At 64.3% G+C, this 16,864-nt stretch carries 20 protein-coding genes, 1 tRNA gene and 1 other RNA gene; 13 read left to right on the top strand and 9 right to left on the bottom strand.

Annotated features, from left to right (window positions below; translation table 11 throughout):
* Window positions 1–15 precede the first annotated feature (15 nt).
* A complete protein-coding gene (locus tag EPL00_RS03775; protein ID WP_135851756.1) occupies window positions 16–426 on the top strand; it encodes a CoA-binding protein in 411 nt (136 codons plus the stop codon).
* 24 nt (window positions 427–450) lie between these two features.
* Here the strand turns inward: EPL00_RS03775 and EPL00_RS03780 are convergent, their stop codons facing one another.
* Window positions 451–645, bottom strand: a complete 195-nt coding sequence (locus EPL00_RS03780; protein WP_135851755.1) for a hypothetical protein — start codon at window positions 643–645, stop codon at window positions 451–453.
* A gap of 112 nt (window positions 646–757) precedes the next feature.
* On the opposite strand from EPL00_RS03780, the gene EPL00_RS03785 reads away from it, so the two are divergent.
* From EPL00_RS03785 to EPL00_RS03795, 3 genes are all read left to right on the top strand, one after another.
* Window positions 758–1,429, top strand: a complete 672-nt coding sequence (locus EPL00_RS03785; protein WP_135851754.1) for an HAD family hydrolase — start codon at window positions 758–760, stop codon at window positions 1,427–1,429.
* A gap of 383 nt (window positions 1,430–1,812) precedes the next feature.
* On the top strand, window positions 1,813–2,454 hold the full coding sequence (locus tag EPL00_RS03790; RefSeq protein WP_135851753.1) for a hypothetical protein: 642 nt from the start codon (window positions 1,813–1,815) through the stop codon (window positions 2,452–2,454).
* A gap of 36 nt (window positions 2,455–2,490) precedes the next feature.
* A complete protein-coding gene (locus EPL00_RS03795; RefSeq protein WP_135851752.1) occupies window positions 2,491–2,730 on the top strand; it encodes a hypothetical protein in 240 nt (79 codons plus the stop codon).
* Between the two features lie 15 nt (window positions 2,731–2,745).
* Here the strand turns inward: EPL00_RS03795 and EPL00_RS03800 are convergent, their stop codons facing one another.
* Together EPL00_RS03800 and EPL00_RS03805 are read right to left on the bottom strand one after the other, a co-directional pair.
* Window positions 2,746–3,726, bottom strand: a complete 981-nt coding sequence (locus tag EPL00_RS03800; protein WP_135851751.1) for a PLP-dependent cysteine synthase family protein — start codon at window positions 3,724–3,726, stop codon at window positions 2,746–2,748.
* 100 nt (window positions 3,727–3,826) lie between these two features.
* A complete protein-coding gene (locus EPL00_RS03805) occupies window positions 3,827–4,093 on the bottom strand; it encodes a DUF5798 family protein (protein ID WP_135851750.1) in 267 nt (88 codons plus the stop codon).
* Window positions 4,094–4,174: 81 nt separating this feature from the next.
* Between EPL00_RS03805 and EPL00_RS03810 the strand changes: the two genes are divergently transcribed.
* From EPL00_RS03810 to ffs, 3 genes are all read left to right on the top strand, one after another.
* A complete protein-coding gene (locus tag EPL00_RS03810; RefSeq protein WP_135851749.1) occupies window positions 4,175–4,594 on the top strand; it encodes a DUF7548 family protein in 420 nt (139 codons plus the stop codon).
* 122 nt (window positions 4,595–4,716) lie between these two features.
* The gene (locus tag EPL00_RS23760) at window positions 4,717–5,241 is read left to right on the top strand and encodes a DUF5658 family protein (RefSeq protein ID WP_238398113.1); all 525 of its coding nucleotides are present in this window, start codon (window positions 4,717–4,719) and stop codon (window positions 5,239–5,241) included.
* Window positions 5,242–5,389: 148 nt separating this feature from the next.
* An RNA gene (gene ffs, locus EPL00_RS03820) (signal recognition particle sRNA) lies at window positions 5,390–5,702 on the top strand.
* Between the two features lie 291 nt (window positions 5,703–5,993).
* Here ffs and EPL00_RS03825 read toward each other — a convergent pair.
* The 3 genes from EPL00_RS03825 to EPL00_RS03835 all read right to left on the bottom strand — a co-directional run bounded on the left by EPL00_RS03825 (window position 5,994) and on the right by EPL00_RS03835 (window position 8,495).
* Window positions 5,994–6,878: a mechanosensitive ion channel family protein gene (locus EPL00_RS03825; protein ID WP_394352076.1), complete on the bottom strand. Its 885-nt coding sequence runs from the start codon at window positions 6,876–6,878 to the stop codon at window positions 5,994–5,996.
* Window positions 6,875–7,120 carry a YhbY family RNA-binding protein gene (locus EPL00_RS03830; RefSeq protein WP_135851747.1) on the bottom strand — a complete coding sequence of 82 codons (246 nt, stop codon included), beginning with the start codon at window positions 7,118–7,120 and terminating at the stop codon, window positions 6,875–6,877. Before EPL00_RS03830 ends, EPL00_RS03825 begins: the two co-directional genes overlap by 4 nt.
* 100 nt (window positions 7,121–7,220) lie before the next feature.
* Window positions 7,221–8,495: an orc1/cdc6 family replication initiation protein gene (locus tag EPL00_RS03835; RefSeq protein ID WP_238398152.1), complete on the bottom strand. Its 1,275-nt coding sequence runs from the start codon at window positions 8,493–8,495 to the stop codon at window positions 7,221–7,223.
* 686 nt (window positions 8,496–9,181) lie between these two features.
* Between EPL00_RS03835 and EPL00_RS03840 the strand changes: the two genes are divergently transcribed.
* Window positions 9,182–9,526 carry a hypothetical protein gene (locus EPL00_RS03840; protein ID WP_135851745.1) on the top strand — a complete coding sequence of 115 codons (345 nt, stop codon included), beginning with the start codon at window positions 9,182–9,184 and terminating at the stop codon, window positions 9,524–9,526.
* Between the two features lie 454 nt (window positions 9,527–9,980).
* Here the strand turns inward: EPL00_RS03840 and EPL00_RS03845 are convergent, their stop codons facing one another.
* Entirely contained in the window at window positions 9,981–10,256 is a 276-nt protein-coding gene (locus tag EPL00_RS03845) for a ribonuclease P protein component 4 (protein ID WP_135851744.1), read from the bottom strand.
* Between the two features lie 451 nt (window positions 10,257–10,707).
* Between EPL00_RS03845 and EPL00_RS03850 the strand changes: the two genes are divergently transcribed.
* The 3 genes from EPL00_RS03850 to EPL00_RS03860 all read left to right on the top strand — a co-directional run bounded on the left by EPL00_RS03850 (window position 10,708) and on the right by EPL00_RS03860 (window position 14,244).
* On the top strand, window positions 10,708–11,736 hold the full coding sequence (locus EPL00_RS03850) for a glycosyltransferase family 4 protein (protein ID WP_135851743.1): 1,029 nt from the start codon (window positions 10,708–10,710) through the stop codon (window positions 11,734–11,736).
* 87 nt (window positions 11,737–11,823) lie between these two features.
* Window positions 11,824–12,927 carry a glycosyltransferase family 4 protein gene (locus tag EPL00_RS03855; protein ID WP_135851742.1) on the top strand — a complete coding sequence of 368 codons (1,104 nt, stop codon included), beginning with the start codon at window positions 11,824–11,826 and terminating at the stop codon, window positions 12,925–12,927.
* An 84-nt stretch (window positions 12,928–13,011) separates the two neighbouring features.
* Window positions 13,012–14,244 carry a PAS domain-containing sensor histidine kinase gene (locus tag EPL00_RS03860; protein ID WP_135851741.1) on the top strand — a complete coding sequence of 411 codons (1,233 nt, stop codon included), beginning with the start codon at window positions 13,012–13,014 and terminating at the stop codon, window positions 14,242–14,244.
* A 402-nt stretch (window positions 14,245–14,646) separates the two neighbouring features.
* On the opposite strand, the gene EPL00_RS03865 is transcribed toward EPL00_RS03860, so the two are convergent.
* The gene (locus EPL00_RS03865; protein WP_135851740.1) at window positions 14,647–15,474 is read right to left on the bottom strand and encodes an HD domain-containing protein; all 828 of its coding nucleotides are present in this window, start codon (window positions 15,472–15,474) and stop codon (window positions 14,647–14,649) included.
* 106 nt (window positions 15,475–15,580) lie between these two features.
* Window positions 15,581–16,063: a redoxin domain-containing protein gene (locus tag EPL00_RS03870; protein WP_135851739.1), complete on the bottom strand. Its 483-nt coding sequence runs from the start codon at window positions 16,061–16,063 to the stop codon at window positions 15,581–15,583.
* 258 nt (window positions 16,064–16,321) lie between these two features.
* On the opposite strand from EPL00_RS03870, the gene EPL00_RS03875 reads away from it, so the two are divergent.
* Window positions 16,322–16,606 carry a Sec-independent protein translocase subunit TatA/TatB gene (locus EPL00_RS03875; RefSeq protein WP_238398114.1) on the top strand — a complete coding sequence of 95 codons (285 nt, stop codon included), beginning with the start codon at window positions 16,322–16,324 and terminating at the stop codon, window positions 16,604–16,606.
* A 15-nt stretch (window positions 16,607–16,621) separates the two neighbouring features.
* Window positions 16,622–16,695 (top strand) — tRNA-Arg (locus EPL00_RS03880).
* Window positions 16,696–16,864: the final 169 nt, after the last annotated feature.

A 16,864-nucleotide genomic window follows, 5' to 3' on the forward strand; every position in this document is an offset into this window, starting at 1 on the left:
GGCGTCACGTCAGGTATGCCCGTAGAGAGCGACGCCGAACTGCGCGAAATCCTCGGGATGACCCGCGTCGCAGTGGTCGGGTGCTCCTCGACGCCCGGTAAGGACGCCCACGAGATTCCGAAGTACCTACTGGAAAACGGTTACGAGGTGATTCCGGTCAACCCGACCGCCGACGAGATATTCGGGCGGACGGCCTACGACTCGCTCGCCGAGGTCGAGGAGAACGTCGAAATCGTGGACGTGTTCCGGCCCAGCGACGAGGTGGCGGGCATCGTGGACGAGGCGCTGGCCCGCGACGACGTGGCGGTCGTCTGGACGCAACTGAACGTCGCCGACAGCGAGGCCGCCGCGCGGGCCGAGGAGGCCGGACTGCGCGTCGTACAGGACAAGTGCATCAAGGTCGAACACCAGCGGCTGGTGTCCTGAAGAGCGGTCTGCGCGCTCGCGGTGTTACCGGAACCGTCGGACCAGTCGCAGGAACAGCGACACGGCGGTCCCGAGACCGGGCACGCGCGACGAGAGCGCCGCGGCCCCGACGAGCAGGAGGCCGCTCTTCTTGCGACCGCGGGCGAACGCCATCGCGGCGTCCACCAGCGTCGAGACGATGCTGAGCGTGTTCATCGAGTTGGAGTTGAAGTTCGCCATCGGAGGCAAACGTACGACCTCCAGACGTAAATAGACCCCCTGCCGGTCCGCGCTCGGAGCGACGACTCGCCGCTACGGAGGCGTTTTGTCCGTGCGGCGCGTATCGCTCGCAATGAGTTCCCCGGACACCTCCACCGTCTTTCTGGACTTGGACGAGACCATCTGCGAGCATCCCCGCTCGACCGCCGACCGACTCGCCGACGCGTTCGACGCGGCGGGCGTCGAACCGTTCTTCGACGTGCCGGACTTCCGGCGGTGGCTGGCGCGAGTGACGGCCGACTCCACGGTCGAACTCCGCGAGGAGTGCTTCACCGGCATCGCCGACGAACAGGGCCGCGATCCTGCGGACGCGCTCGCGGTCGCCCGCGCCTACGAGGACCCGGACCCGACCGCCGTCGAGTTCCTGCCCGGCGCGGAGTCGGCGCTGGACGCGCTCGCGGCGAGCCACGACCTCGCGCTCGTGACCAACGGCGACCGGGAGACCCAGCGGGCGAAACTCGACGCGCTCGGCATCGCCGACCGCTTCGCCGCGCGGACGTACGCGGGTTCGACGGGCGTGGTCAAGCCCGACCCCGAGCCGTTCCACCGGACGCTCTCGGCGCTCGACATCGAGGCGAGCGAGGCGGTCCACATCGGCAACTCCCTGCGGTCGGACGTGGCGGGCGCGCAGGCTGCCGGGCTGGCGGCGGTGTGGCTCGCGCGAGTCGAGGAGGACGGCGACCACGTGCCGGAGTACCGCATCGACTCGATGCACGACCTGCGGACTCCTCCGTGGACGAATTGACGCCCTAGTGGAATATCGGTAAATCTTATACCTCTAGGCGTGACAAGAACGTTCAACGGATGTCCGACGATATCTCGCTAGCACCACTCCGAATCTCCCCGGCGCCGTACGCTCCGGGGAACTCGGGTGAGATTCGAAGTAAACACTCGTACAGTCGCCTCAGTCTTCCCGACAGACTCGAACTCCACTCCCGACTCGTGGACAAACACGGAATCGAAGAAGTACAACGGCTACTGGACCTGCTCGAATGCTGGAAGCAAACGAGCAAACCGCGAAAGGAGACCCAAGACTACGAACGGTTAGTACGCGAAACGCTCGCTCACCCGGTCAAAATTAGGACACTCCCGGAGCAACGAGACCGGAGTGAAACACCCTCAACTCCGATGAAGACCCTATACGGGAAGTACCACGAGCTGAGTCGGGAGTTCTTCGAGCAACAGGACAAGACGACGGTTCGAGTTCACCGCGCCGTCCGAAAGGGTGCAGTCGCCGAACTCTTCGCTCAAGCACTCGACGACCCCGAACGTGACGAGTTCTTCTTCAAAACGACGGTGGTATCTAACCACAGCACGGTCAAGCAAATCGGTGCGGATTATTCGGACGGCGTGGTTCTCCGGTGGGACGCGACGCTCGGCGAGATCGCAACTGCGGTCGATTTTCTCCGTCCGGGCAACGTCCCGAGCGAAGCGGAACTCCACCTCCTCGGCGGAACGAGAACACTCCCCGCTTCCAGCGTTCTCCACACGGGGACTGAGAGCCAGTTCGAAGTCCCGTTGACCGAGACGACGGATCGAATAGGGTCGCCTTCGCAGATGGAACTGGTTGACCATCGAGACGTGGCGAACGCTCTCAAACACATGGTCGAAAGAGAGACGCGCGTCGCGACCGAGGCGGGGTCTCGACGCTTGCGGTCGTGGTGGACGACCGCCGAGCATTCGGGGGCGTTCGACGGGGCTGCGAGCGAACGAGTCGAAAAGATGGTCTCGTACGCGAGCGCGGTCGACCCCGACGCGTACTGGGTGTAGAAGTATTTTTATGGGCAGGTCACAAAGAGATACATAATGACTCACTCCGACCTCGGTGACGAGGAGCCCTCTCGCAACGACCGAGAGTGGCCGGGATGTCTACTCCCGCCAGCGGACGTTCCCGAGGACGCCCCTGTCGTTGACCTCACCGACGAAGCCAACGCCAAGTGGCTCGACGAGCCGGGGCCGTCCTCGACGCCCTTTACCGAGTTGTCCGGAGACGAACTCGACGAATTCGACGAGTTGCTCGAAGAACGCCTCGAAGACATCGAGTGACGCTGGCGACTTCTGCTATCCTTCCCACTCCTCGAACGACCGATAGATGCCCTTCGAGAGGTAGCGCTCGCTGGAGTCGGGGAACACCGTCACTACTGAATCGTGTGGCGCGTCGAGTTCGCCGTCGCGGATGCGCTCGGCGACGTGGCGGGCGGCCGCGCTGGCCGCGCCCGCGCTCGACGCGACGAGGTGGCCTTCCTCCTCGGCGAGACGCTTGAGTTCCTCGTGGGCGCGCCGGTCGGGGACCTGTAGCACCTCGTCCACGAGGTCCGGGTCGAACAGTTCGTTGGTCGCGGGGTCGTGCGTGCCGATGCCCTCGATTTTGTACTCGGCTTCTTCGACCTCCTCGCCCTTCGTCTCCGAGTAGAGCGACCCCTCGGGTTCGACCGCGGTGACGTGGGTGTCGGGGTCCCGTTCGAGCGCGTACTCCGCGATGCCCATCAGCGTGCCCGCGGTGCCACAGCCAGCGACGACCGCGCCGACCTCGCCGTCCAGCGCCTCGAAGATTTCCGGCCCGGTGGTCTCGTAGTGGGCCTCGACGTTGAGGGGGTTCGAGAACTGCTGTGGGACCACGGCGTTCTCCATCTCGTCGGCGAGTTGGTGTGCGCGGTCGATGGCTCCGCCCATGCCCTCCTCGGTCGGGGTGTTGATGACCTCCGCGCCGAGCGCGTCCATCAGTTGCTGTTTCTCGACGCTGAACCGCTCGGGCACGACGAAGACGGCGTTCACGTCGAGTTGCCCCGCCGCGATGGCGAACCCGATGCCGGTGTTCCCGGCGGTCGGTTCGATGACGGTGCCGCCGGGTTCCAACTCGCCCCGGTCGAGCATCTGTTCGACCATGTACTTCCCGATGCGGTCCTTGATGCTCGCGCCGGGGTTGAACGACTCGACTTTGGCGTACACCGGCACTTCCTCGGGCGACGCCTGCACCCGGACGAGCGGCGTCTCGCCGACCGTCTCCAAGACGGAATCGAGCGGCGTCTCGTAGGTCGTCATTGGGTAGGCAAAAGTTGGGAAGGCGGTTAACCTTTTTTGTGTGGCCGTCGCGCCGCTCGCGAAATCCCCGCACTCGTCTCTCGGACGGCAGTTCCGGCGGCTACGCCTCGGCGGCCTGCTCGTCGTCGGACGCGACCGGTTCGGACTCGATGTCGTCCACGTCGATGCCTCGCTCCTCGGCGAGGGCTTCCAGCAGGGCGCGCTGGTGGGCGTTCTCCCGCTCCAGCCGCTCGACGCGCTCGCTGGTCGAATCCAGTTTCTCGCGCATCTCGGCGACCTGCTCGCGGAGTTCGTTGAGTTTGCTGTACAGCTTCTCGGCGGTGTCGGCGAGCTTCTGGACCTTCTTGGCCGTGCTTCCGAATCCCATGCCGTACAGTCGTATCGCCTGATACGTGACTTTTCCGACTCGACCGCTGGCCTTTTGCTCCCGCCACGAAAAGCGTCGGGCATGTCGCAGGAACGGTTGCCCGAGACGCCAGCGCCGACCGTCGGCGTCGTCGCCGCGCTCGCGGTTCTTGCCGCCGTCGTCGCACCGTACTTCCTCATCGACGCCACCGCGGCCGGGGTCTACTACAGCCAACCGACGTTCGTGCCGGTCCACCTCGTCGTCGGCCTGTTCGCCACCGTCTCCATCGTCGTCTTCGCGGCGGGACGCAACGGCCGGACCGACCCGCCGACCGCGGCGGGCGCGGCGGTCGTCCTCGGCGGATTCATGGCCCTCCTCGTCCTCTGGTGGGCTATCGCGGTCGGCGGTCTCGTCGGCAGTCTCACGACGAACGCGACGTTCGACTACCACCGCTGGCTCCTGTTCGCCGCGACGCTCGCGGTCGCGGCCAGCGCCGGATGGTTCGCCCGCGAAGTGCTGTAGCGAGCGGAACCATCCCGATAGGTCGCTTTTCGGCAGTAGCGACCGGTTACTCCGCCACAGGCCGACTGTGAATAGTTGTCAGCCGACGCATAACAAAGCCCCGAGAGACGGTATCCTGCCGCGTGTCCGAGAACGACGCCGGTATCGACGCGTCTCCCGACGGCGGACGAATCGACGCGGCCGGGGGCGGGAGACTTCCCGACGCCCCGACCGAGGAGACCGACGGTCTCGGGGACCTCGCCGACGACCCGGAGGCCCGCGAGAAGTGGATGCTCCGGGACGACGAGTTTCTCCTCGACGAGGACCGCGAGTACGTCCTCCGCGACGAGGGCCGGTCGTGGTGGGGCTACGTCTCGCCGCTCCTGTTCGGCGCGGTCCTCGCCGTGATGGTCGGCGACGTGATCACGACCGGCGTCGGACTGGCGATGGGACTGGACGAGGCCAACCCGGTCGCCGCCGCGGTCATCGCCGAGGCGGGGCTGGGTGGGTTGGTCCTACTGAAGACTGCGGCCGCGATGGTCCTCCTGTTGCTGCCCGGCATCACCAGCGACGCCCGCCAGACGTTCCGGGCCGGGAGCGCGGTCTACCTCCTCGTGGGGCTGGCGGTCGTCGCGGGGAACGCGTGGGCGCTCCTCGCCGCTACGTGATTCGGTCGGGTTCTCGGCCAGAAATAGTCGGCTCCTCGGCCAGAGGTAATCAGTTTCTCGGTCAGGAGTAGTCACCCGTCGTCGTGGAGCGATACCCCGCAGTCGAGCGATTAGCGAAAGGCCCTTAAGTCCGTACCTGCTTACTTCGAGATGGACTAGGTCGGGCAGTTAGGCCCTGCTCGTCACCCGCACTATGGCCTTTAGCGGGGACCGAACCCCGGAGGCGTCCGGTCAGACCGTGCCGGGCCCCGGAAGCCGACTTCGAAGCCTCGTCCTGCGGGGACAGCGGTCTCCGGCGGGCACTCGCAGGAGTGCCGCAGTCGGAGTTAGCCGATGGTAATCCGTCAGGCGCGGAAGCGAGCAGCGGGCCATTGGACATCTGTCGCTCGTAGGGTTGCGGGGTGGAGGACGCGACCGGGATTCCCCGGCACGGAACGCCGGGCAAATCCGGGCGTCCAACCATTCATACGCGACAACCTTTTACTGCACTCAGTCCTTTGGAAGCCGAAGGCTTCCGAACTCCTTCGCTGGCAAAAGGTTGATCAAAAACACCGTCAGAGGCAAGCTCTGACGAGCCGTCGATCACTTCGTTCCCGGCGACACGGCGTCACCGCCTCAGAAGCGCCTGCGGCGCTTCTTCGACGGCTCCTTGGTCCGCTCGCTTCGCTCGCGGTGCAGATGTACTCTACAGCACCGCCGTCGCTTGTACTCCACAGCACCCAGTCGAGTGATAATTTAGAATCGAGTCGGTATCAGTCGTCCGCGGCCTCGACCGTCCCCTCGACGTTCGTCAGTTCGAGACCACCTTCGAGGGTCCGGTTCGGGTACGGGATGTCGATGCCCTCGGCGTCGAATCGCTCTTTCACGCCGGTTACGTACTCGCCGCGGGTCTTCACGTAGTCGCCCCGCGAGGGGTTCGAAATCCAGATGCGGGACTGAAGCCCGACCGAGGAGTCCCCGAGTTCGGTCAGTCGGACCGACGGGGCGGGGTCGTCCATGATGTCGGGGTGGGCCTCGGCCTCCTCGACGATGATTTCGGTCGCCTCGTCGATGTCGTCGTCGTAGCCGATGCCGAACAGGAACTTGAGGCGGAGTCGGTCGCCCTCGACGGGGTTCTTGATGACGCCGTCGGTCAGTTGGGAGTTGGGTACAGTGAGCAGTTCGTTGTCGAACGTTCGGACTCGCGTCACGCGCAGGCCGATGTCTTCCACGACGCCCGAGTAACTGCCGCCGTCCCACTCCACCCAGTCGCCGATTTTGAAGGGTTTGTCCGTGTAGATGAACACGCCAGCGACGAAGTTGGCGATAACGTCCTGCATCGCGAACCCGATGGCGAGGGTGGCCGCCGCGGCGATGGTCGCCAGCGAGGTCAGGAAGTTGCCGTAGTCGGCGGCCCCGAACGCGACCGAGATGGCGACGAACACGACGGCGAACTTCGTGATTTTGAGCAGCGGTTTCTTGGCGTGGCTGTCGAGGTTCCGCCGGTCGAGGAATCTGCTGACTATCGGGATGACCGTCAGCCGACCGACGACGTAGATAGCGACGAACGCGACGACGAAGTATATCGCTTGCGTGATTGCCGTCGCGTATCCCGTGTCGATAACGCGGTCGAGAAACGGAAGCGGATCGACCATCAGTGCAACACCGCGGTGTTCCCCCGCGTCTCCACGAGGTCGGCGTCCACGCGCTCGGCCAACTCCTCGGCGAGTTCGTCGGTCGTGGTGCCGCCGCGGGCCGCCCGGAGGAACTTGACTTTCACGAGCTTTCGGTCACGGAGTTGGTCGCCGAGTTCGTCGGTCACGGAGTCGATTCCGGCCTTGCCGACCCAGACGGTCACGTCGAGGTCGTGGGCCTCTTTGCGTAGGTCTTCGTCTGTCATACCTCCGACTGAGGAGCGAACGGTGATAAAAGGCTTGCACCGGCCCGGTCGGCGGACTTTTCGGATGGTTGGGGTTCGATGCCCGTCCGCGAGGTGAGGTTCAGTTCCCGTTCGAGAGCTGTGCGCGCACCACCGCCGTCACCTCGTCGCTCGACAGGTCCCCGAGTCGGGAGTCCTCGCCGAGCGTCTCCATGATGGTCTCGGGTTGCTCGTTGAAGGTGAACTCGATGAACATCCCCGAGGAGGGACCGTGGCTCTTGCGCTCGGACTCCACGATGGAGTAGGTCGTCAGTTCTTTCATCTTGTTGACGTAGGTCTCTTGGTGGTACTGGTCGGCGTCGAGGGCGTCCGTGAGAAAGCGGTAGACCTGATAGCCGGTCGTACTCCGGGCGGAGCTGTTCCCGGCCTCGTCGGCGACCGCGGCCGTGGCGTAGAGACAGAGTTTCTTCTGGGTGCTGATGCCTCGCGTCACTTCGAGGACGCGGTTGCGTTCCACCTTGTCCTGCGCTTTCCGGACGTGCTGTTCGCCCACCCGGTCGGCACCCTCGCGCTCGGCGAGGTCGCCCGCGACGCGCATCAGGTCGATTGCCTTCCGGGCGTCGCCGTGGTTCTGGGCGGCGAACGCCGCCGCGAGCGGAATCACGTCGTCCTGCAACACGTCGTCGTGGAAGGCGTCTTCCCGGTGGCGGAGGATGGCGCGCAACTGGTTGGCGTCGTAGTCGTCGAAGTGAACGTCCTCGGGCGTGAACGAACTCAGCGCGCGACTGCCGACCGATTCGAGCATCTTCGTGTCGTTCGTGATGGCGGCGATGGAGACCTGCGCGGTGATGTCGTTGCTCGACCCCGCCCGCGAGAGTTGATAGAGGAGTCGCGAGAACGCTGGCTGGTCCTTGTCGCGTCGCCCGACGAGCATGTCGAGTTCGTCGAGGACGAAGACCACGGTGTCGTAGTTCTCGTTGACGAGTCGGTAGAGTTCCCGCCACTTCTCCTTGGTCGAGACGCCGTGCTGTGGCACTTCGACCGAGACGCCCGCCTCGTCGGCGACCTTCATCGCGAGTTCGTAGACGGCCGACCCGAGCGTCCCGATGTCTTGGCAGTTCATCTCGATGACGCCGAACCGAATCCCGCGGCTGTCACAGAGACGACCGATGTTCTCGCAGACCGCGTTGATGATGAGCGACTTCCCGGTTCCCGAAGGGCCGTAGAGAAAGAGGTTCGGCGGGCGGTTGTCGCCGATGGCGACCCGGAGCATCTTCGTGACCTGCGTCAACTGCTCGTCGCGGCCGACGATGCGCTCCTCTTCGACCACCTCGTTGGGGTTGAGTAGCGACCGATTCCGGATGAGCGACTGCTGTTCGTCGAAGTCGAGTAGCATCTCCTCGATGGACTTCGACTCGTCTTCGGGCGTGACCGGGTCGTCGGGTTCGAGCGTTTCCCCCGGTTCCGTCAGCGTTTCCTGCTCGCCCGTGGCCTCCGACTCGACCAACGTTTCTCGGTCTGCCGCCGTCCTCGACTCGCCCTCGTCTCCGGATTCGGCGGTTCCGTTCGACTCGACCGCATCTCCTCGATTGCCGGAGTTCTCGGGGGCGTCGGCGTCTATCACCGCGGCCTGCGAGTCCGTAGAGCGCGAACCGTCGTCGTCGCGAAGAGAAGCGTCCTCCTCGTCAGCATCTGCAACCGAGGCGTCGGAATCCATGCCTCGGGCGTCTCGTTCCTCCCATTAAACGTTGCCGTTATCGATGTGTATTCGCTCCGTAGGTTCCACTACGATACCGGATTTGGAAGTATCGGTGCTACAGTCGCGACGGTTCGGGGAGTGCCGACGAAGTGTTCGGAAGTGTGCCGACGAGATGACGGCGGAAGCCCGACGACAGAGACACACCTCTATCGAAGTGTTCTGGGCGGAGACGAGGGAGGGTGGGTGGTCGGGTTATCGGCGATGTCGCATCCGGGGCGGCATCATCGAGAATTACACCCGTTTCCCGCGCTCGGGAGGTCTGTATAGTCGTGCGTACTCCTCTCTAGAGAGAACTCCCACCCACCTCTATCGAAGTGTTCGATGTGTTTCCTACGACTGTCCTCCTAGCTGAGATTGAAAGAAGAGATAGAGGAACGGGAAGCGGAGGCAACGAAAGCCGAGGAGTAGACGCGGGAAGACAGAAAGGCGAGATAGAGAGACGAAAAGAGGGCACAGAGGGACAGGAAAACGAGATAGAGCGAAAGAAAAGAAACGGAAAGACGAGAAGACGGACGGAGGAGCAGGAGGACGAGAAGACGGACGAAGTAACGGGCGAACGCGAGGTCGAACACGAACTGACTGACGACACCGGACTCCTGCGAGGATTAGACAACTCCTCCGATAACGAAACAGCTCCTCCGACAATGAAACAGCTTCTCCGACAATGAAACAGCTTCTCCGACAATGAAACAGCTTCTCCTACTAACGAAACAGTTTCTCCAACATCAAAACAGCCCCTCCGACGACGAGACAGTTCCTCCAACACCGAAACACCTCTTCCGACGATACACTTCGATAGAGGTGTCTCTCCCTCCACCTTCTCGTCCCGCCACACTTCGATAGACGTGTCCGCCCGCCCGAACCCGCCGAACCCCACCTACCGAAATTCCGATAGAACACTTCGATAGAGGTGTGACACTCCGTCACTTCCGATACCGACAACAAATCGATAGAGGTGTCTCCTCGGTTCGAGTCGCCGGAATAGAGGCATCGTCGGAACGCGAGGGTCACCGAAATGGAGAAGCCAGCGAAACGGAGAAGCCAGCAAAACGGAGAAGCCAGCAAAACGGAGAAATCAGCGAACGCGGCGGAGTCGACGGAACGCGAACACCGGTCCGGCGCTCACTCGTAGGGGTACCGCGCTTGCTCGCCGCAGTCGCAGGTGACGACGACGTGACCGTCTTGCAATCTGACACGGGCGTTCTTTCCCGGTCGAAGGTAGGTGTCGCAGGCGTCGCAGGTAAAGCGTTTGAACTCCTTCGGGAGCGGGATTCTGTTGCGCTCGGCCAGCCTGCGCGCGAGACGGACGTACTCTCTGGCGCGGTCGTCGTGACACTCCGCGGCGGCGTCGCGGGCGAGCGAGGCGAGACGCTCGATGCGCTCTTCGGCTATCGTCATGAAGTATGGGAATGGGGGGTGGGGGTTTCCGGGGCGAGACAGGACAAGGATAGAAGGTTCCTGTGTTGCCCCAAAGGGGTGATTCTCGGTACAGATAATATAGTTTTTGGTTTCGGACGGCTGGAACCGACTGCGTATTGACGTATCGACCCATTCGCCGCCGAGACGCGGTCGCGTTTCGATAGGGAGGTCGCCGCGTTCCGGTGTAGTAGTTACCACATTTCGGTAGGGCAGTCGTCGTGTTCCGGTGGAGTAGTCGCCGTGTTCCGGTAGGGTTTTGTCGCGGCCGACGCATCGCTCGGACAGTGACACGGCTGTACGGCCCCGAAAACGACGCTTTCGAAGCGAGGAGCGACCGACGAGAAAGAAACGGCCGACGGGAAAGAAACGGCCAAGGAGACGGAAATGGCCGACGAGAGACGAGCGACTGCCGAGGAGTTCCGCCACGACGATGAAGGTGAGCCACTACTTCGAGTGGGAGGAGTACATCACGGGCGGGCACGCCCAGTCGGTGGACAACCAGCGCACGATTATGGACCGCGCTGGCATCGAGTACACCCCGAAACCGACCCTCGACGCCGACCTCCTCCACCTCAACAACATGGGGCCGAAGTCGCTGTACTACGCAAAACAGGCCCAGCGCGCCGACGTGCCGGTCCTCGTCCACACCCACCAGACCGCCGAGGACTTCGAGGAGAGCTTCGCGTTCTCGAACCTCCTCGCCAAGCCGATGAAGCCCTACCTTCGCTACGCCTACTCGCTGGCCGACCACCTCGTCTGTCCCTCCGACCACAACCGCCGGGTCATCGAGGAGTACGCCGACGCGCCCAAGACCGTCGTCAGCAACGGGTTCGACCCCGAGAAGGTCGCGGGGTACGACGACGAGTCGCTCCGCGAAACGTACCTCGACCGCTACGACCTCGACCCGCCCGTCGTTTTCAACGTCGGTCACGTCATCAAGCGCAAGGGACTCGAAGCGTTCGTGGAGACCGCCCGCGAGATGCCCGACCTCGATTTCGTCTGGTTCGGCTACCTCAACCCCGCCGGTGGAGAACTCGACCGATTCCTCAAGAGCAGAGACACCAAGCGACTCGTCGAGAGCGCGCCCGACAACTGCCAGTTCACGGGTTACGTCGAAGACATCGAAGGCGCGTTCGCGGCCGGAGACGTGTTCTTCTGGCCGAGCAAGAACGAGAACGAGGGCATCGCCCTGCTGGAAGCGATGTCCTGTGGCAAGCCGCTGGTCATCCGCGACATCCCGACGTACGACTGGCTCGAAGACGGCACTCACTGCCTGAAAGCCAGCGACGAGTCGGCCGACGCCGCGACGGCCGCCGCCGAGTTCGCGGACGAACTCGACCGCCTCCGCGACTCCGACCTGCGCGAGGAGCTAGGAGCCAGCGCCGCCGACAAGAGCGAGGAGTTCGAACTCGACGCCGTCGGCGAGGACCTCGTGTCGCTGTACCAACGGTTGGCGTGACGCCCCGCTTTCGACCGCTCACCCCGGACGCTCGTCCGTGAGCGAACTTCAAAAGGACTTAACTACCGGTTGCCAAAGGGGCCAACAATGGAACGGGTCGCCGCGTTCACCGACACCTACCTGCCGACGGTCAACGGCGTGACGTACACCATCGCGTCGTGGCGCGAGCGGTGGGAACGGGCGGGCGGTCGGATGGACGTGGTCTACCCCAACGCCGACGGCCACCGGCCGAACGACGGCGAACATCCCGTCGGGAGTCTTCCGCTCCCCTTCTACGACGGGTTCCACGTCGGCACGCCGAAGGTGCCGAAAGCCGTCCGAGACGCCGAGGTCGTCCACGCGCACACGCCGTTCAACATCGGCGTCGGCGGTCTGCGCCTCGCCCGGAAGAAGGACGTGCCACTCGTCGCCTCGTATCACACTCCCACCAGCGAGTACGCAGAATACGTCTCCCCGACCGACTCCATCGCGTCGCTGGTCGGCCGGGTCTCCGAGGCCTACGAGCGATGGTTCTACGGCCGAGCGGACGCGGTGCTGGCACCCTCCGAGGCGACCCGCGACCACCTGAAGTCGGCGGTCGGCGTGGACACGCCGGTCGAAGTCGTGCCCAACGGCATCGACACCGAGCGGTTCCGGCCCGTCGAGACCGACGAGTTCCTCGCGCGCCACGACCTCCGAGGAGAACGCCCGCTGATAGGCTACACCGGACGCCACGGGTACGAGAAGCGCCTCTCGGAACTCGTCGCGGCCGCGGCCGACATGGACGTGACGGTCGTCTTCGGCGGCGACGGACCGGCCCGCGAGGACTTAGAGGAACAGGCCGAAAGTCTCGGCGCTGACGCCCGATTTCTCGGCTTTCTCGACCGCGAGGAGATGCCCGCGTTTTACTCGGCGCTCGACGCCTTCGCGTTCCCGAGTCCGGTCGAGACGCAGGGGTTGGTCGCGCTGGAGGCCAACGCCTGCGGGACCCCCGTCGTGGGCGCGAACGCGGGCGCGCTGGCCGACACCATCGACCACGGCGAGACCGGGTATCACTACGAGAGCGGCAACATCGACGACTTCCGCGACGCAGTTCACCGGACGCTGGCCGACCGCGACGACCTCCGGGAGCGGTGTCTCGCCCGGCGCGACGAGGTGAGCGTCGAACACGCCGTCGAGAAGTTGCACGACGTGTACGACCGGATGCGATGATAGCACGGCCGCATCCGGTGAAACCCCGTTCTCAGCGTTGAGACACACCGCTTTTTATAAGTTCCACGAGTGCTAGTTAGAAGCGTGACTATTTCGGACGCCGCCCTCAGCGCGGGATTCGACGCGCTTCCGGGTCAAGCCGCGGTACTGAACCGGTCGGGTCGAATCCTCGCCACTAATCGAGCGTGGCGCGAGTTCGCGGCGGCGGGTAGCGGCGACGCCGACCACATCGGCGTGAACTACTTGCGGGTCTGTGACGAGAGCGACGACGAGCAGGCGGCCCGGACCGGCGTGGCCATCCGGTCGCTGGTCGAGGAGGACCGCGGGAAAGTCTCCGTCGAGTACCCCTGTCACACGCCCGACCGGGAGCGGTGGTTCACGATGCGGGCGCTCCGATTCGCCCACGAGGGCGAGACGTACGTACTGGTCCACCACCACGAGATTACCGAGCGAAAGCGGGCGGAGTTGGACCTCCGCGCGCAGAACGACCGACTCGAAACGGTCGCGGGCGTCCTCAGCCACGACCTCCGCAACCCCCTGAACGTGGCGCTGGGACGCACCGAACTCCTCGACGCCGAGCGCGATACCGACGCCGGGACCGATGCCGACGCCGACGGCGAAAGTGCCGACGAGTCCGACCACCTCGCGGCGCTGACTCGCTCGCTCGAACGCATGGAAGCCATCGTGGAGAACGCGCTGGTGCTGGCGGCCGACGAGGAGGTCACCGACACCCGGCGGGTCGAACTGGACGAGCAGGCCGACGAGGCGTGGCGACAGGTCGAGACCGGCGACGCCACGCTCGTCGTCGCCGAATCGGTCGCGTTCCGGGCCGACCCGGACCTACTGGCCCACGTCTTCGAGAACCTGTTCCGGAACGCGGTCGAACACGGTGCGACCACGGTGACGGTCGGCGGAGACGAGGGCGTCGGCACGGGCGACGGGAACCAGAACGGTAGCACGGGCGAGAGCGGCGACGAGACTACCGGTGTGCCGGGCTTCTACGTCGCCGACGACGGGCCGGGTATCCCGCCGGAAGCCCGCGACCGAGTGTTCGACGCGAACTACTCGACGGCCGCAGACGGGACGGGTCTCGGTCTGGCCATCGTCCGGCAGGTCGTCGAAGCCCACGGCTGGTCGGTCGGCGTCACCGAAAGTGCCGCTGGCGATGTCGGCGTCGCCGAGAGCGCCGCTGGCGGGGTCGGTGGCTCCCGAGAAGTGAAATCGGACGGCGGCCCGGAGGTCCGTGACGACGGCACGGGAATCCCGGACGAAGCGTCCGGGGCGAATCACGGCGCGCGCTTCGAGATATCGTTTTAGCTTTAATCGAGGGCGCTAAGCCCCGTTCCTCAGCGAGCGAAGCGAGCAGGGAGGGGATACAGCGCCCACACGGTTCGCATACACGTTCTCCGCCACGCTTACTATCCCTGCGGTCAAACGAGGTAGTACGATGCTCGCCACGTCTCCGACGGTGTTCAAGCGCGACAACAAGCGCGCACCGTCGATTGTGGCCGAGTGTCCATCTGGTAGGAGTGGGACACTCCAAACCGCCTGTAAAGGGAAGTCGCCTGCGGAGTCTGGAACCGCTGTGTCCACGTCGGATACAAGTGCCGACGCAGAAACAGGAAACCCCACCCTCAACAAGCGAGGGGCGAGTAGCCCCGAGCGCGGTAGGGTGGGGTAGTTCACGTTCGACGCGTTCTCCTCAGCGTTCGACGCGTCTTACAGTTCGACGCGTTCCACGAGGTTGTTGTCGCCGTCGCGGATGTTGACCGCGACGATGCGGATGTCGTCTTCCAATCCGGAATCCCGGAGCTTCGCCTTCAGCAGATTGTCTATCTGATAGACGCCCGCGGCGTTCAGCATCTCTATCTCCACGAGGACCGGCACGGTGTCGCCCTGTCGGAGCGAGACGCGCTGGATGGCCTGACTCGACACGGTGTCGATTCCCCGGCCGCCCTTCTCGTAGGGCATCCGCGAACGGCCCTCCTCCATGTCGAGGGCGTCGGCGACCCGGACGACGCCCGCCTCGGTCGTCAGGGGGTCTTCTTCGGTGTGGTGACAGAGGATGGCGTGGAGGACTTCGCCCTTGACCCGGACGACCTCCTCGGTGCCGTAGAAGTCGAACTGCGGGAGAATGCGGTCGAGGACATCCGCGGCGAGGGGAATAGACCAGTAGGCGTGTTCGTCGCGGTGGACGACGTGGCCGATGTCGTGGATGGTCGCCGCCAGCGCGACGATGACGCTCTCGTCGGCTTCGTCTAAGCCCTGTTGGGACGCGCCGTTGAACTCGACGCCGCCCTTCTTGAGAAGGTTATACAGGCCGAGCGCGCGGTTCCGAACGATGGAGATGTGCTTGCTCCCGTGGTCGTTGTACCCCTTCCGGACGACGGGATTGACGTTCTGGGCGTCGAGGTACGTCTGAATCTCGGGGTCGTTCTGCACGAACTCCAGCACCTCGTTGAGACGTTCGTCGGGGAAGGCGTGGTCGGCGTCGGGGTCGTAGGTACGACTCTCGTCGTCTGACTGCTCGGTCTCAGGTTCGCTCATACCGGATAGTCGTTCTCTAGGGGAAAAAGGTCCCGGCCCGAGGGTTTCCGTCGCCACTATCCGGTCGGGTCGCCTCCGAGAAAAGCACCGACGAGAGCGGTTCGCCTTACTCGGCCGCCGCCTCCGCGGCGTTCGCGGCGTCGGCGACTTCGTCGTAGTCGGGTTCGACGCCGGGGTCGTCGCTGACCCACTCGTAGACGACCTCGCCGTCGCCGTCTATCACGAAGACGGCGCGCTTGGCGACGCCGTAGTACCCCATGTCGGCGAAGTCCATCTCGACGCCGTAGTCGTCGATTATCTCCTTGTTGGAGTCGCTAACGAGGCCGAAACTCAGGTCCTGCTGGTCGCGGAACTCGTTGAGCGAGAACGGCGCGTCCACGCTGACGCCGTAGACGGTCGCCTCCTCGAAGTCGTCGAGGTTCTCCTCGAAGGTGGCCATCTCGGTAGTGCAGACCCCGGTGAACGCGCCGGGGAAGAACGCGAGGATGACGGGCGCGTCGTCCAAGTTCTCCGAGAGGGTGAACTCCTCTACGTCGCCGTTTGCGAGCGGTGCAGTGAAATCCGGTGCGGCGTCTCCGACTTCGACCATGTGCGTCCGAGTTTTGGTGGGTCGGCGAAAAGACAGTTCCGAATCCCGCATCGGCTGTCGAACGCGCCGCCACCTGTCAGGGCCGGGTCTGGTCGGTCGGCTCCGAGTCGGACCCCGGTCGCTCGTCGGTCGCTGCTCTCCGCCGAAATCCAACCTAAAATCCCATTTATCGGGCGCTACGGACGTGTTCGCCCGGTTCTCGGCGTCGCGCAACGAGCAAAAAGCCTATAGTTCAGAATCGGTTACCCTCAGGTAGAGATGGTACAGATGATTCCACTGTTCGGACCCGTGCCCGGCGGGATGGAGATGATGGTCATCCTCCTCATCGCCGTCCTGCTGTTCGGCGCGAACAAGATTCCGAAGCTCGCCCGCTCGACCGGTGAAGCGATGGGCGAATTCAAGAAAGGGCGTCAAGAAGTCGAAGAAGAGCTCCAAGAGATGCAGGAAGGCACTACCGAGTCGCTGAACACCGACAGCGAACCGGTGACCGAGACCGACACCAGCACCAACACCAACACCGGCAGCGACGCTGGTAGCGAATAAGTCTCCTCTTTTGCGGGGCGTGTGGCCTAGTGGATTAGGGCAGGAGGTTCCTAACCTTCTGACCGCGGGTTCGAATCCCGTCACGCCCGCTCGACTTCACTTCGTTCAGTCTCGCGGGCGTGACGACCCTCGCAAACAAACCGCGTTTGCTCGGTCCCGTCACGCCCGCTCTCGTGTCGAGCAACGCGAGACCGAGAAGGAAGCCGTACGGGTTCGAACCCTGCAAGTCGCAGTCCGCGCAGGGAGCGAAGCGACCGA

Source organism: Halorussus salinus (assembly GCF_004765815.2).
GTDB lineage: Archaea > Halobacteriota > Halobacteria > Halobacteriales > Haladaptataceae > Halorussus > Halorussus salinus.

Excerpts from the sequence above, each read along its gene's own strand:
- EPL00_RS03855 (WP_135851742.1), top strand. The coding sequence starts at position 11,824 with ATGGAACGGGTCGCCGCGTTCACCGACACCTACCTGCCGACGGTCAAC.
- EPL00_RS03775 (WP_135851756.1), top strand. The coding sequence starts at position 16 with ATGCCCGTAGAGAGCGACGCCGAACTGCGCGAAATCCTCGGGATGACC.
- EPL00_RS03805 (WP_135851750.1), bottom strand. The coding sequence starts at position 4,093 with ATGGGATTCGGAAGCACGGCCAAGAAGGTCCAGAAGCTCGCCGACACC.
- EPL00_RS03830 (WP_135851747.1), bottom strand. The coding sequence starts at position 7,120 with ATGACAGACGAAGACCTACGCAAAGAGGCCCACGACCTCGACGTGACC.
- EPL00_RS03865 (WP_135851740.1), bottom strand. The coding sequence starts at position 15,474 with ATGAGCGAACCTGAGACCGAGCAGTCAGACGACGAGAGTCGTACCTAC.
- EPL00_RS03800 (WP_135851751.1), bottom strand. The coding sequence starts at position 3,726 with ATGACGACCTACGAGACGCCGCTCGATTCCGTCTTGGAGACGGTCGGC.
- EPL00_RS03870 (WP_135851739.1), bottom strand. The coding sequence starts at position 16,063 with ATGGTCGAAGTCGGAGACGCCGCACCGGATTTCACTGCACCGCTCGCA.
- EPL00_RS03875 (WP_238398114.1), top strand. The coding sequence starts at position 16,322 with ATGGTACAGATGATTCCACTGTTCGGACCCGTGCCCGGCGGGATGGAG.
- EPL00_RS03845 (WP_135851744.1), bottom strand. The coding sequence starts at position 10,256 with ATGACGATAGCCGAAGAGCGCATCGAGCGTCTCGCCTCGCTCGCCCGC.
- EPL00_RS03780 (WP_135851755.1), bottom strand. The coding sequence starts at position 645 with ATGGCGAACTTCAACTCCAACTCGATGAACACGCTCAGCATCGTCTCG.
- EPL00_RS03810 (WP_135851749.1), top strand. The coding sequence starts at position 4,175 with ATGTCGCAGGAACGGTTGCCCGAGACGCCAGCGCCGACCGTCGGCGTC.
- EPL00_RS03785 (WP_135851754.1), top strand. The coding sequence starts at position 758 with ATGAGTTCCCCGGACACCTCCACCGTCTTTCTGGACTTGGACGAGACC.
- EPL00_RS03850 (WP_135851743.1), top strand. The coding sequence starts at position 10,708 with ATGAAGGTGAGCCACTACTTCGAGTGGGAGGAGTACATCACGGGCGGG.
- EPL00_RS03790 (WP_135851753.1), top strand. The coding sequence starts at position 1,813 with ATGAAGACCCTATACGGGAAGTACCACGAGCTGAGTCGGGAGTTCTTC.
- EPL00_RS03835 (WP_238398152.1), bottom strand. The coding sequence starts at position 8,495 with ATGCTACTCGACTTCGACGAACAGCAGTCGCTCATCCGGAATCGGTCG.
- EPL00_RS03795 (WP_135851752.1), top strand. The coding sequence starts at position 2,491 with ATGACTCACTCCGACCTCGGTGACGAGGAGCCCTCTCGCAACGACCGA.